Below are 13,117 nucleotides of genomic sequence, written 5' to 3'. Positions count from 1 at the left end.
CCCCCCCCCCCCCCCCCCCCCCCCCCCCCCCCCCCCCCCCCCCCCCCCCCCCCCCCCCCCCCCCCCCCCCCCCCCCCCCCCCCCCCCCCCCCGCGTCCCCTCGCCCGCCGTCAGTCGCGCCACAGGGGGTGCTCCCGGGCGGCCCACTCACGGCTCACCGTCCCGGTCCGCAGCCCGCGCCGGGCCTCCGGGTCGCCGAGCGCCATCCCGATGTGGCCGGCGAGGACGACGCCGACGGTGAGCGCCAGCCAGTCGTGGACGAAGGTCGCGCTGGTGCGCCACCTGATCGGCGTGAGATGCGTGAACCACATCATCAGGCCGGTGCCCAGCATCACCAGCGTCGCCCCGGCGATCCAGGCGGCGTAGACCTTCTGCCCGGCGTTGAACTTGGCCGCCGGGCGTGCGGAGCGGCGCTTGTCGCGGCGCAGGGCCGCACGCAGCCAGAGCCGGTCATGGGGGCCGAAGCGGTTGAGCCGGCCCAGGTCGGCCCGGAAGCCGCGGGAGAACAGACCCGCCAGGACGGGCACCGGCAGGCCCAGGCCGGCCCACTCGTGGACGCGGACCACCAGCTCGCGGCGGCCGACCAGCTCGGCGAGCTCCGGTACGTACAGCAGGGCCGCGGTGACCACGCACACGCCCATCAGGGCGGCCGTGGTGCGGTGCACCCACCGCTGGACCGGGCCGAACCGGCGGACTTCGGCGGCCGTCGGCGTCCTCGCCTCAGCTCGTGGGGTCATCGTCCCGCCCGTTCGACCGGCCGACCCAGGCGTCGACGTCGTAGCCGCGTTCCTCCCAGTAGCCGGGCCGCACGTCCTCGGTGACGGTGATGCCGGACAGCCACTTGGCGGACTTGTAGAAGTACATGGGCGCCACGTAGAGGCGGACGGGGCCGCCGTGGGCGTGGCCGATGTCCTCGTCCTGCATGCGCAGGGCGACCAGGACGTCCGCGCGGCGGGCCTGGTCGAGGGTGAGGCTCTCGGTGTAGGTGCCGTCGAAGCAGGTGAAGCGCACCGCCCCGGCCCCCGCCCGGACCCCGGCGGCGTCGAGCAGCCGGGACAGCCGCACCCCCTCGAAGGGCGTGTCGGGCACCCGCCAGCCGGTGACGCACTGGACGTCCCTGACCAGCCGGGTCTGCGGCAGGGCGCGCAGCTCGGCGAGCGTGTAGGAGGCTGGGCGGTCGACGAGGCCGCCGACCGTGAGGCGGTAGCCGGAGGCGCTCCTGCGCGGTACGGAGGAGGCGACCGAGTAGTAGCGGAAGCCGCCGCCGTTGGGCAGCAGTCCGGTCAGGCCGGTGGGGTCCTTGTCGGCCGCGCCGCCGAGGAATCCCTCCAGGCCGCGCTGCAGGGTGGGCGCCGCGAGGACGCCGAGGGCGCCCAGGCCGAGGGTGCCGAGGAAGACGCGGCGGCCGACCGGTGCGCCGCGTTCCTCGGGTGGTTCGGAGTTCACCCCTTCATTCGAGCACCCAGGGCCTCGGCCGGGCCAGGGAAGGCGGGTGCCCGTCAGGGTTCCGTCATCATTTCTCACGCGGTTCTCACCGGGCCGGGGCCCCTGGGGCGTCGTCATCTGCCGAGCACGGCGGCGCGGGCGGCGCGGAAGGCGGGGTAGGGGTCGCGGCCGGGGTAGGACCAGGGTGCCGGGGTGGCGTGCTCGCCGATGCGGTGGAACAGGGCGGCGGCCTCCGCGCCGCTGCCCTCGCAGACCTTCGCGTGGGCGAGGTAGTTCAGGTCGATCAGGCGGCGCGGGTGGCCCTCGTGCTCCCATTCCAGCCACCAGTCGAAGGCGGCCTTCAGCACCTGCCGGGCCCGGTGCCCGCTCCAGTGCTCGGAGGCGGCCGGATCGGCGGGCTCGTGCCCGGCGGTGGCCAGCGCGCGGTAGCGCTCGGCGTGCGCGACGACCGGCAGGACGGCGAGCGGGGAGTCGGCCGGCGCCTGCGCGGCGGCCCAGTCGGCGAAGTCGTAGACCTCGTGCAGCGGGTCGGGGCCGGCGTCGGCGCGGCGCTCGGCGAGGCGGGCGACCATCAGGTGGTGGGCGTGGTGGTGGTCGGCGTACCGGCCGCGGATCTCGCCGAAGAGGCGTCCGACCTCGTCGTCGGCGCCGGATGCGCGCTCCAGCATCAGCATCCCCAGCCACGGGGTCGGGTCGGCGGGCAGGCGCGCGGCGGCGGCCCGGCAGGCCTCGCGGGCCCGGTCCGGTCTCTCCTTGCCCCGCAGGGCCCGGTGCACCAGGGACAGCGCGAGCAGGACGGCGGCGTCGGCGCAGCCGGGTTCGGTGAACATCCAGTCCCGGGCCCAGGCGGAGCTGTAGGGCTCCAGGGCGAGGACGGTCACCCGGTGTCCGCGGCGGTCCCAGTCGTCGCCCGTGTGCGCCAGCAGGGAGCGGGCGGCCTGCCATCGTCCCTGCGCCAAGGAGGCCTTCGCCGCGGCGAGTTCGTCGTCGTCGAGGGCTGCGTCAAGGGCCTGGGCCGCGCCTTCGCGGCCCCTGCCGAGGGATGGCGGGGGTGGGGACACCGCGGGACTTCCTCACGCGACGCGGCTCGCGTCGGGGCTTCGGTTTGCCGTCGACTGATCACGCACAGCAAACCCTCAGCAAAGACTCACGTCAAGGCCTGAACTGCCGTTACTCGCGTCAACGTCCGTACTGGCCTGAGCACTTGCCGGGCGGCGTGGCGGTGGCCCGGGTGCGACCCGGCCCGTTGTGTGGCGTACGCCATGGCGCGGCGGGGCGGGGCGTCGGACCATGGCGGCACGGTCACGCCCCGCGCCCCGACCGGGCGGCGCGCCGTGGCCGGGTCGATGTTCTCGCCGGCTCCCGGGGCACGCCCGTGCCCGGGACGCTACAGTCGGCCACTGCCCGCCCCGTAGCCCGGCCGGACTGATCGAGGTACGCAGCGTGTCGGTTCTGGTTCTCCTTCTCGCCGTGAGCGCTGCCTGCTGCCTGGGCCTCGGATTCGTGCTCCAGCAGAACGCGGCCCAGCAGGCGCCGCTGAGCGACTTCCTCTCGCCGCGGCTGCTCCTCGACCTGATGAGGGTGAAGCGCTGGCTGGCCGGTACGGGGCTCATGGTGGCCGGCATGGCCCTCGGCGCCGCCGCGCTCGGCGAGGGCGAGATCTCCTTCGTGGAACCCCTCCTCGCCACGAACCTGCTGTTCGCCCTCGCGCTCTCCCGCAGGCAGACCGGACAGCCGCTGGGCCGCCAGGGCTGGGCGGGCCTCGCCCTGCTGGCGGGCGGGGTCACCGCCTTCATCGTGGCCGGCGAGCCGCGCGGCGGCACCGCGGTCGCCGACCCGCTGCGGCACTGGCTGATCATCGGCGCCGTGGTCGGGCCGGCGCTGCTGCTGACCACCTGCGCCAAGCGCTCGCGCCTGAGTTCGGCGCCGGTCCTGCTGTCCCTGGCGGCGGGCCTGCTCTACGGCGTCCAGGACGCCCTCACCCGGATCAGCGGCGAGCGCTTCTCCGCCGGCGGCCTCTCCGAGCTGGTGACCGGCTGGCAGCCGTACGGCGTGCTGGCGCTCGGCGTCACCGGCCTGGTGCTGGTGCAGAGCGCCTTCGAGACCGCGCCGCTGCGGATGTCCCTGCCGGCCCTGACCGCGGCCCAGCCGCTGGCCGGGATCCTGTGCGGGGTGGGCTTCCTCGGCGACCGGCTGCGCACCGACACCGGGGCGCTGGCCTGGGAGGCGGCCGGGCTGGCGGCGATCGTCACGGGCATCGTGCTGCTCGGGCTGCACCCGGCGATGCCCACCGGCACGGCGAAGCCGGAACGGATCCGCGACCTGCAAGCGCAGTGACGGGGCCCCGGCGCGTTGCCCGGGCAACCTCACGAGCGGTGTGCGGCTCCGGCGACCCCGCTGACGGCATGCTGCTTGGATGAGCCCATGAGCGCTGCTGACGAGATCATCGACATCGTCGACGGGCACGACCGCGTCGTCGACCGGTTGCCGCGCGGCGAGGCGTACGCCAGGAACCTGCGCCACCGCTGCGTCTTCATCCTGGCCCGGGACGCCGAGGGCCGTCTGTTCGTCCACCGCCGCACCCCGACCAAGATGGTCTACCCCTCCCTCCACGACATGTTCGTCGGCGGCGTCGTCGCGGCCGGCGAGTCCTACGACGAGGCGGCGCTGCGCGAGGCGGAGGAGGAACTGGGCGTGAGCGGCCTGCCGAGCCCGCGGTTCCTCTTCAAGTTCCTCTACGACGACGGCGCGGGCCGCAGCTGGTGGTCGGCGGTGTACGAGGTGCGCTGCGAGCTGCCGGTCAGCCCGCAGGCCGAGGAGGTGGCCTGGCACGCGTTCCTGACGGATGACGAGGTGGAGCGGCGGCTGACGGAGTGGGAGTGGACGCCGGACGGCCTGGCGGCGTACGAGCGGTGGAAGGCGTACCGGTCGACGGGCTGACCCGGCGCCTCCGGCGAGCCCGATGCCTCCAGCGAGCCCGATGCCTCCGGCGAGCCCGGCGCCTGCGGGGAGCCCGATGCCTCCGGGGAGCCCGATAGGGTCGCGGCGTGATCGACGCATGGGTACAGAACGTCCGATTGTGGTTCGCCCCCGAACGGATCCGGCACGAGGGCAGTACCCCCGACTACCGGTTCTCGCTGGCGAACGAGCGCACCTTCCTGGCTTGGCTGCGCACCGGGCTCGCGCTGATCGGCGGCGGCTTCGCGGTGGACCAGTTCCTGCCCGATCTGCGCTGGGGCTGGCGCGTCGGGCTGGCGCTCGCGCTGCTGGGGGCGGGCGTGCTGTGCGCCCTGCGCGCGGTCAACCACTGGGTGCGCTGCGAGCGGGCCATGCGGCGGGGCGAGGACCTGCCGGTGTCGCGGTTTCCGGCGGTGCTGGGCGTGGTGGTCGCCTTCGTCGCCGTCGCGATGGTCGTCGTCGTGCTCGTCGGGTGGGAGGGGTGAGCGCGCCCGCGGGCCGGGAGCGGGATCCCGGGCTGCAGCCCGAGCGCACCCGGATGGCCTGGCGGCGTACGACCCTGTCGAGCGCCGCCGTCGCCGTCCTCGCGGTGAAGACGGCCCTGTACGGCGGCCCCTCCGCGTCGGGCATCGCCGTCTGCGCGCTGTGCTGCCTGCTGTGGGCGGCGTTCCTGCTGCTGGCCCACCTCCGCATCCGCGCCCTCGCCGCGGCGCCCGGCCCGTCCCCGCTCGGCCCGCGCCATGCCGCGGCGGCGGTCCTGTGCACCGTGGCCCTGGCGCTGTGCGGCGCGGCGCTCGTCCTCCAGCTCGTCCTCTAGCTCGTCCTCCGGCACGCCCTCCGGCTCGTCCTCCGGCACGCCCTCCGGCTCGTCCCCCGGGGCCCTCCCGGACCGGTCCGGCCGCCGTGGTCCCGATCACGTTGGGCGCCCGCACTGGACGGCATACCGACCAGTCGGCATGATGGTCGCGTCAGTGATGTTCACGCGCGCGTAAGGAGCACCGATGAGCCCCGACCATCCGCCAGGTCTCGATCTCGACCGGCTGCGCGGCCTGCTCGACCGTGAGCGGCCCGGCCTGGTGCAGGCCCCCCTGACCGGCCGGCTGATCGAGGGCGGGCGGTCGAACCTGACGTACGCGGTCGGCGACGGCGTCTCGAAGTGGGTCGTCCGCCGGCCGCCGCTGGGCCACGTCCTCGCCACCGCGCACGACATGAAGCGCGAGTACCGGGTGATCAGCGCACTGCACCCGACGGACGTACCGGTGCCGACCCCGGTGCTGCTGTGCGAGGACGAGGAGGTGCTGGGGGCGCCGTTCTACGTCATGGAGTTCGTCGAGGGCACCCCGTACCGCACCGCCGACCAGCTCGCCCCGCTGGGCGAGGAGCGCACCCGGCAGGCGGTGCTGTCGCTGGTGGACACGCTGGTCGAGCTGCACGGCGTGGACCCGGCCGAGGTCGGCCTGGCGGACTTCGGGCGCCCGGAGGGCTTCCTGGACCGGCAGTTGCGGCGGTGGGGGAAGCAGCTCGACGCCTCCCGCAACCGTGAGCTGCCCGGCATCGACGAGCTGCACGCGGCGCTCGGCCGGGAGCTGCCCGTCTCCCCCGCGCCGACCGTCGTGCACGGCGACTACCGGCTGGACAACGTCCTGATCGGCGACGACGACGTCATCAAGGCGATCCTCGACTGGGAGATGTCGACGCTCGGCGACCCGCTCACCGACCTGGGCCTGCTGGTGATGTACAGCACGCCGCTGGGCATGCCCGACTCCCCCGTCTCCACCACGGCCGAGGCCCCCGGCCACCCGTCCCCGGCCGAGCTGATCGAGCGCTACGCCGCCCGCTCCGGGCGGGACGTCTCCGCGGTCTCCTGGTACACGGCGTTCGCCTGGTTCAAGCTCGCCGTGATCCTCGAGGGCATCCACTACCGCTACACCCTGGGCCAGACGGTCGGCCGCGGCTTCGACCGCATCGGCGATCTGGTCCCGGTCTTCATCGAGCACGGACTGACGACTCTTCAAGCAGGACTCCAGGAAGGCTGACCGGCCATGGACTTCGCGTTCGACGCACGCACCGAGGAACTGCGCGCCAAACTGCTCGCCTTCATGGACGAGTACGTCTATCCGGCCGAAGCGGTGGCGCAGGAGCAGCGCGCCGCGCTGGCCTCCCCCTGGGACACCCCGGCGGTGGTCGAGGAGTTGAAGGCCGAGGCGCGCCGGCAGGGGCTGTGGAACCTGTTCCTGCCGGACGCCGAGTACGGCGCCGGCCTGACCAACCTCCAGTACGCCCCGCTCGCCGAGATCACCGGCCGCTCGCCGCAGCTGGCGCCGACCGTGACGAACTGCGCGGCACCGGACACCGGCAACATGGAGGTGCTGGCGCAGTTCGCCGACGAGCGACAGAAGAAGCAGTGGCTGGAGCCGCTGCTGGCGGGCGAGATCCGCTCGGCGTTCGCGATGACCGAGCCGGAGGTGGCCTCGTCGGACGCGACGAACATCACCACCCTGATCGAACGCGACGGCGACGAGTACGTCATCACCGGTCGCAAGTGGTACATCTCCGGCGCGATGGACCCGCACTGCAAGATCTTCATCGTGATGGGCAAGACGGACCCGGACGGCCCGGACATCCGCCGTCAGCAGTCGATGGTGCTGGTCCCGCGGGACACCCCGGGCGTCACCGTCACCCGTGCGATGAAGGTCTTCGGCTACGAGGACCATTACCACGGCGGTCACGCCGAGGTGGTCTTCGACCACGCGCGCGTGCCGGTGTCCAACCTGATCGGCGAGGAGGGCGGCGGCTTCGCCATCGCGCAGGCCCGGCTCGGCCCCGGCCGCATCCACCACTGCATGCGGCTGATCGGCATGGCCGAGCGCGCGATCGAGCTGATGTGCCGCCGGGCGGTGTCCCGTCAGGCCTTCGGCAAGGCGCTGGCCCAGCAGGGCGTGGTGCACAACTGGATCGCGGACGCCCGGGTCACCGTCGAGCAGCTGCGGCTGCTGGTGCTGAAGACGGCCTGGCTGATGGACACCGTCGGCAACCGGGGCGCGCACACCGAGATCCAGGCCATCAAGATCGCCACCCCGCGCGCGGTCGTCGACATCCTCGACCGGGCGATCCAGCTCCACGGCGCGGGCGGTGTCAGCCAGGACTTCCCGGTGGCGGAGCTGTACGCCGCCGCGCGGACGCTGATGATCGCCGACGGCCCGGACGAGGTGCACCAGCGGTCGCTGGCGCGTCGGGAGCTGAAGAAGTACCTCTAGCAGCAAGGGAGTCGGGGGTGGCTGCCACTGGGCGGCCGCCCCTTTCCCGTTCCCCGCCCAAGGTCGCCGGAGATCTTCCCCACCCGTGTCATGAACGCGATACTGCGGCCATGAGACGCTTACCGAAGGCCTGGCGCTGGCCCGTGGCCGGCCTGCTCCTGGCCGTTGTCGGCGCGCTGGTGCTGCCGACCGACAACTTCCTGTGGTACCTGCTGGGGTGCGCCGGGATGCTCACCCTGCTGGTCAGGATCGCCCACCGGGAAGTGCCGTTCGGGCTGGCGCTGGCGCAGTGGCGGCTGGGGCCGGACGACGAGTCGCTCCTCCGGGCCCGCCTGGCGTCGGCCGTGCAGTGCGCTCAGCAGGGCAGCCCCGGTCTCGCGGTGGAACGGCTGGAGGCCCTGGTGCCCGATCTCGCCGCGGCTCTGGGGGACGATCACTCGCTGACGCTGCAGGCGCGCTTCATCGCGCTGCAACTGCGGGGCGACCACGGCCGGCTGCCCGACCGCGTCGCACAACTGGAGGACCTGAGCGAGGAGATGAACCTGGCCCTCGGCCCGGGCGACCCGGAGGCGCTGGCGGTCCGCATCGCCCTTGCCGAGTGGCTGAAGGAGGACGGCGACACCGACGCCGCCCGGGCGGTGTACCAGGAGGCCGTCACCGCCGGCACCGAGGCGCTGGGCGCCGACCACCACATGACCCTGATCGCCCGCGGTTCTCTGGCGATCATGCGGTACGACACGCCGGGCGACGGCCGGAGCGCCGCACTGGAGGAGCTGACCGCGGTGGTACGCGACATGGAGCGGGTGCTCGGCGCCTCACACCCGAACACCGTCTCCACCCGCCGTCTCCTCGACCAGTGGACCGCCTGACCGGATCAGCCCTGACCGGATCCGCCTCACCGGATCCGCCTGACCGGCTCCGGCGGGGGGCGGCCCGGCGCTTCGAGTTCAGGGGCGCAGGGCCCGCAGCAGCAGGTCGGCCAGGTGGTCGGCGACCTCCTGCGGGGTGAGCGGGCCGTCGGGGCGGTACCAGGTCGACAGGTGGTGGACGGAGCCGAAGTGGTAGTCCACCACCAGGTCGGCCGGGGTCGCCCTGGAGAAGACGCCCGCCTCCTGGCCCTCCTCGACGAGCGCGCGGAAGCGTTCGTGGTAGCGCCGCCGCTCGGCCCGCACCTGCTTGTTCTTCTCGGGGCTCAGGTGGTGCATGGAGCGGAAGAAGATCGACGCGTCGTCGAGGTTCTCGATGGTCGTGACGACGACGTCCGCCGCCGCGGCCCGCAGCCGCTTCTCGACCGGCTCGTCGGAGCCCGCGAAGGCGTCGAGGCGCTCCTGCTGGAGCCGCAGCACGCGCGCGTACACCTCGTGCAGGAGGTCGTCCTTGGAGCCGAAGTAGTGGTACAGCGCCCCCTTGGTGACGCCGGCCGCCTCGACGATCTCCTGCACGGAGGTGCGGTCGTATCCCCGGTCGGCGAAAAGCCGGGTGGCGGCGGCCAGAAGCCGCTGTGGAACGGGTGCTCCGTCACCGTCCGTCGTCCTGGGCACTGCCGCCACCTGCCTTTCCATGGATCTGTCAGCTGCTCTGCCGGGGGGAACGCAGTTCCCGCCGGAGGATCTTCCCACTTGCCGTCTTGGGCAAGTCGGGCAGGATCTCCACCTGCCGCGGGTACTTGTAGGCGGCCAGTCTCTCCTTGCAGTACAGCGCGATTTCGTCCGGGTCCGTCCCGGCGCCCGGACGCAGGCTGACGTACGCCTTGACGGTCTCGCCGCGGTAGCCGTCGGGCACCCCGACGACGGCCGCCTCGCGCACCGCCGGGTGCGTGTAGAGCACGTCCTCGACCTCGCGCGGCCACACCTTGAAGCCGGACGCGTTGATCATGTCCTTCTTGCGGTCGACGACGTACAGCCAGCCCCGCGGGTCCATGAAGCCGATGTCGCCGGTGCGCAGCTCGCCGCCGGGGAAGGTCTCGGCGGTGGCGTCCGGGCGCCGCCAGTAGCCGGGCACGACCTGCGGCCCGCTCACCACGATCTCGCCCTGCTCCCCGAAGGGCACCTCCTGCCCCTGGTCGTCGACGATCCTGACGACCGTCTCGGGGCCGGGCAGCCCCACCGCCAGCGTCCCCGAAGCCGGGTCCACGGGCGCCTCAAGGTGCGGCGGCACGGAGGCGCACGGCGCGGTGCACTCGGTGAGCCCGTAGCCGTTGCGGATGTACGGCCCGAAGCCGACCCGGAACTTCTCCACCAGCGCGGGCGGCACGGGGGCGCCGCCGGAGGAGATGACGGCGAAGGAGGAGAAGTGGTCCGGGGTGACGGCCGGGTGGGCGGCCAGCGCCATGAAGGCGGTCGACGGGCCGACCGTGAAGTGCGGCCGGTGCTCGGCGAACGCGTCCAGGACGACGCCCGCCTCGAAGCGGTACGTCAGCACGAGCGTGCCCGCGCTGACGAGGCAGGCGCCGAGCTGGCAGACCATGCCGGTGATGTGGAACAGGGGTGCCAGGGCGTAGTAGACGGGCGCCTCGGGCAGGGCGAGGCCGGTCCGCTGCCGCTCGGCGTTGTACATGATGTTGCCGTGCGTGTTGGTGGCGCCCTTGGGGGTGCCGCTGGTGCCGGAGGTGTAGCTGATCAGCGCGATGTCGGACGGTTCGGCGGCGCGGACCTCGGGGGCCGGGTGACCGGCCCGGGCGACGGCGGTCAGGTCGTCGGCGTCCGGGGCCTGCGGCAGCCGTTCGAAGGCCAGCACGCGCGCGTCGCCGCGGGTCTGGAAGTCCAGCTCGCAGGCGGTGAGCACGATCCGCACCGGCGAGCCGGCCGCCGTCTCCCGCAGGTACGACTCCCAGGCCCGGTCGGAGCAGACCAGCGCGGCCACCTCGCCGTCCCGCAGGACGTGCGCCACCTCTCCCGACTTGTACATGGGGTTGACCGGTACGACGATCGCGCCCGCCTTCCAGGCGCCGAGCAGCGCGATCACGAAGTGCGGGGAGTTCTGCAGCAGGATCGCCACCCGGTCGCCGCGCCGCAGCCCGCGGGCGGCGAGGTGACCGGCGACGGAGTCGCTCAGCTCGTCGGCCTCGCGGTAGCCGAGCCGCCCGTCGAAGTAGGTCAGGAAGGTGCGGTCGGGGGCCTCGGCGACGGACCGGGCGAGGGCGTGCACGAGGGAGGCGGCGGGGTCGACCGGGGCGCGCTGGGCGTCGTTCAGCAGGTCGAGCCAGGGCTTGGCCGCGTAACGGGAGCCGGTCACCGCAGCCCCTCCCACTTCTGCTGGATGCGGTTCATGTTCGTCAGCCAGTGGTCCGGCTCGGCGGCCCTGGCCTGGTAGAACGCGGCGACCTCGGGGTGCGGCAGGATCAGGAAGCGGTCCTCGGCGATCCCCTTGAACAGGGCGTCCGCGACGTCCGACGGGTCGATCGCGGTGGGCCTGAGCACCAGGTCGCCCGCGCTGCCGGTGGCGGACAGCATGTCGGTGCGGACGCCCTGGGGGCAGATGGCGTGCACCTTCACGCCGCGGTGGCGGTACGTCAGCGACAGCCACTCGGCGAAGGCGTAGGCGCCGTGCTTGGTGACGCTGTAGGAGGGGGCGCCGATCATGGTCAGCAGGCCGGCGGCGGAGACGGTGGACACGAAGCGCCCGCGGCCGCGCTCCAGCCAGGCCGGGAGCAGTTCGTGCGCCGCCCGGACGTGCGCCATCACGTTGACGTCCCAGGCCAGCGCCCAGGATTTCTCGTCGACCGGCTGCTCGAGGTCCCCGTCCTCCAGGGCGACGCCGGCGTTGGCGCAGTAGACGTCCACCGTGCCGCCGAGCGCGTCGCGGGCGTCGGCCACGATCGCGGAGGCGTCGCCCGGCACCGTGATGCCGCCGATCTCCGCGGCGACCGCCTCGGCCCGGCCGGCGTCCAGGTCGTTGACGACGACCCGGGCCCCTTCGGCGGCGAACCGGCGGGCGAGCGCCGCGCCGATGCCTCCCCCGGCCCCCGTGACGACCACCCCGGCACCCTGAACGGCTTCCACCATCGGTCTCCTTCGACTGCGGCTCTGCGGCCACGTCAGACTAACCGGTCGGTATGTGGCAGGGAAGGGGTTCCGGCGACCGGCGCCGGCCCCTACCGTGCCTCCCATGCGCCTTTCCAGACGAGCTCTCTTAGCAGCGGCAACGGCGGCAACCTCCCTCCCGGCGGCGTCCCCGGCCGCCGCGGCCCCCCACCGCGCACCTCTGCGCACCGGATTCGAGCGGCTGGCCGCGGACGGCTACGCGCTCCTCGACGGCCGGCCGGCCGGCATCGTCACCAACCCCACCGGCGTCACCCGCGACGTCCGGCACGTCGTCGACGTCATGCACGCCGACGAGCGGGTGAACCTGGTCGCCGTCTTCGGCCCCGAGCACGGCTTCCGCGGCACCGCGCAGGCGGGCGGCTCCGAGGGCCGCTACGACGACCCGGCGACCGGTCTGCCCGTCTACGACACGTACCTGAAGAGCGGTCAGCCGCTCGCCGACGTCTTCACGGCCTCCGGCGTGGACACCGTCGTCTTCGACATCCAGGACGTCGGCGCGCGCTTCTACACGTACATCTGGACGCTGTACGACTGCATGGAGGCGGCGGCGCTGGCGGGCAAGCGGTTCGTGGTGCTGGACCGGCCGAACCCGGTGACCGGGCGGGCGGCCCTGGGGCCCGTGCTGCACAAGGAGTTCGCGACGTTCGTCGGGCGGCAGCCGATCGCGCAGGCGCACGGGATGACCGTCGCCGAGCTGGCGCGGCTGTTCGACGGGGAGTTCCTGACGGCCCCGGTGGAGCTGGAGACCGTCACGATGACGGGGTGGCGGCGGTCGGAGTTCTACGACGCCACCGGGCTGCCGTGGGTGCCGCCGAGCCCCAACATGCCGACCCCGGACACCGCCCTGGTCTACTCGGGGACGTGCCTGCTGGAGGGGACGAACCTGTCGGAGGGACGCGGGACGACCCGGCCGTTCGAACTGCTGGGCGCCGACGGCATCGACGGCCGGTGGGCCGCCGCCGTGAACGAACTGGGCCTGCCCGGTGTGCGCTTCAGGGAGGCCTACTTCGCGCCGGTCTTCTCCAAGTACCAGGGGAAGACCATCGGGGGCGTGCAGGTCCATGTGCACGACCGGGCGGCCTTCGACCCGGTGCGCACCGGGATCGCCCTGCTGGTGACCGCCAAGCGGGTCTTCGACGGCTTCGCCTGGCGCTCCGACCACTGGATCGACAAGCTCACCGGCTCGGCACGGGTGCGCACCATGATCGACGCCGGCGCGGACACCGACGAGGTGGTGGCCGGCTGGCAGACGGAGCTGGCCGCGTTCCGCCGGATGCGCCGGCACTACCTGCTGTACGAGTGAGCCCCCGGCGTGCCGGGGGCTGCCGCCCGGGGGGGGGGGGGGGGGGGGGGGGGGCCGCTCCCCAGGGGGGGCGCGATGGGTGTGGTGGTGCCGCCCCCCCCTCGTAGCCC

Annotated in this window: 14 protein-coding genes; 8 read left to right on the top strand and 6 right to left on the bottom strand. The window is 73.6% G+C overall.

What is annotated here, in order from left to right:
- Positions 1–110: 110 nt before the first annotated feature.
- From ACZ5GT_RS40210 to ACZ5GT_RS40200, 3 genes are all read right to left on the bottom strand, one after another.
- Positions 111–737: a cytochrome b/b6 domain-containing protein gene (locus tag ACZ5GT_RS40210; protein ID WP_469036774.1), complete on the bottom strand. Its 627-nt coding sequence runs from the start codon at positions 735–737 to the stop codon at positions 111–113.
- The gene (locus ACZ5GT_RS40205) at positions 721–1,446 is read right to left on the bottom strand and encodes a molybdopterin-dependent oxidoreductase (protein ID WP_469036772.1); all 726 of its coding nucleotides are present in this window, start codon (positions 1,444–1,446) and stop codon (positions 721–723) included. Before ACZ5GT_RS40205 ends, ACZ5GT_RS40210 begins: the two co-directional genes overlap by 17 nt.
- A 113-nt stretch (positions 1,447–1,559) precedes the next feature.
- Positions 1,560–2,507 (bottom strand): hypothetical protein, encoded by a 948-nt coding sequence (locus tag ACZ5GT_RS40200; protein WP_469036769.1) that lies wholly within the window; start codon positions 2,505–2,507, stop codon positions 1,560–1,562.
- Positions 2,508–2,889: 382 nt separating this feature from the next.
- On the opposite strand from ACZ5GT_RS40200, the gene ACZ5GT_RS40195 reads away from it, so the two are divergent.
- The 7 genes from ACZ5GT_RS40195 to ACZ5GT_RS40165 all read left to right on the top strand — a co-directional run bounded on the left by ACZ5GT_RS40195 (position 2,890) and on the right by ACZ5GT_RS40165 (position 8,530).
- Positions 2,890–3,783: a DMT family transporter gene (locus ACZ5GT_RS40195; protein ID WP_469036766.1), complete on the top strand. Its 894-nt coding sequence runs from the start codon at positions 2,890–2,892 to the stop codon at positions 3,781–3,783.
- Between the two features lie 87 nt (positions 3,784–3,870).
- A complete protein-coding gene (locus ACZ5GT_RS40190) occupies positions 3,871–4,386 on the top strand; it encodes an NUDIX domain-containing protein (protein ID WP_469036763.1) in 516 nt (171 codons plus the stop codon).
- 107 nt (positions 4,387–4,493) lie between these two features.
- Positions 4,494–4,889: a YidH family protein gene (locus tag ACZ5GT_RS40185; RefSeq protein ID WP_469036760.1), complete on the top strand. Its 396-nt coding sequence runs from the start codon at positions 4,494–4,496 to the stop codon at positions 4,887–4,889.
- Positions 4,886–5,221, top strand: a complete 336-nt coding sequence (locus ACZ5GT_RS40180) for a DUF202 domain-containing protein (protein ID WP_469036758.1) — start codon at positions 4,886–4,888, stop codon at positions 5,219–5,221. The genes ACZ5GT_RS40185 and ACZ5GT_RS40180 overlap by 4 nt, the downstream gene beginning before the upstream one ends.
- Positions 5,222–5,405: 184 nt before the next feature.
- On the top strand, positions 5,406–6,440 hold the full coding sequence (locus ACZ5GT_RS40175) for a phosphotransferase family protein (RefSeq protein ID WP_469036755.1): 1,035 nt from the start codon (positions 5,406–5,408) through the stop codon (positions 6,438–6,440).
- Between the two features lie 6 nt (positions 6,441–6,446).
- Positions 6,447–7,661 (top strand): acyl-CoA dehydrogenase family protein, encoded by a 1,215-nt coding sequence (locus ACZ5GT_RS40170; RefSeq protein ID WP_469036752.1) that lies wholly within the window; start codon positions 6,447–6,449, stop codon positions 7,659–7,661.
- A gap of 110 nt (positions 7,662–7,771) precedes the next feature.
- The gene (locus ACZ5GT_RS40165) at positions 7,772–8,530 is read left to right on the top strand and encodes a tetratricopeptide repeat protein (RefSeq protein WP_469036749.1); all 759 of its coding nucleotides are present in this window, start codon (positions 7,772–7,774) and stop codon (positions 8,528–8,530) included.
- Between the two features lie 78 nt (positions 8,531–8,608).
- Here the strand turns inward: ACZ5GT_RS40165 and ACZ5GT_RS40160 are convergent, their stop codons facing one another.
- Genes ACZ5GT_RS40160 through ACZ5GT_RS40150 form a run of 3 tightly spaced genes read right to left on the bottom strand, consistent with a single transcriptional unit; the run spans position 8,609 to position 11,665 of the window.
- Positions 8,609–9,202 (bottom strand): TetR/AcrR family transcriptional regulator, encoded by a 594-nt coding sequence (locus tag ACZ5GT_RS40160; RefSeq protein WP_469036747.1) that lies wholly within the window; start codon positions 9,200–9,202, stop codon positions 8,609–8,611.
- Positions 9,203–9,230: 28 nt separating this feature from the next.
- Positions 9,231–10,895: a class I adenylate-forming enzyme family protein gene (locus ACZ5GT_RS40155; RefSeq protein ID WP_469036744.1), complete on the bottom strand. Its 1,665-nt coding sequence runs from the start codon at positions 10,893–10,895 to the stop codon at positions 9,231–9,233.
- Entirely contained in the window at positions 10,892–11,665 is a 774-nt protein-coding gene (locus ACZ5GT_RS40150) for an SDR family oxidoreductase (RefSeq protein WP_469036740.1), read from the bottom strand. The genes ACZ5GT_RS40155 and ACZ5GT_RS40150 overlap by 4 nt, the downstream gene beginning before the upstream one ends.
- Positions 11,666–11,768: 103 nt before the next feature.
- Here ACZ5GT_RS40150 and ACZ5GT_RS40145 point away from each other — a divergent pair, with 103 nt between their 5' ends.
- Positions 11,769–13,007, top strand: coding sequence for an exo-beta-N-acetylmuramidase NamZ family protein (locus tag ACZ5GT_RS40145; protein WP_469036737.1), 1,239 nt, complete (start codon positions 11,769–11,771; stop codon positions 13,005–13,007).
- Positions 13,008–13,117: the final 110 nt, after the last annotated feature.

The sequence above is a fragment of the Streptomyces sp. NPDC031340 genome (genome assembly GCF_055569945.1).
This window is presented reverse-complemented; position numbering and strand designations above follow the sequence as displayed.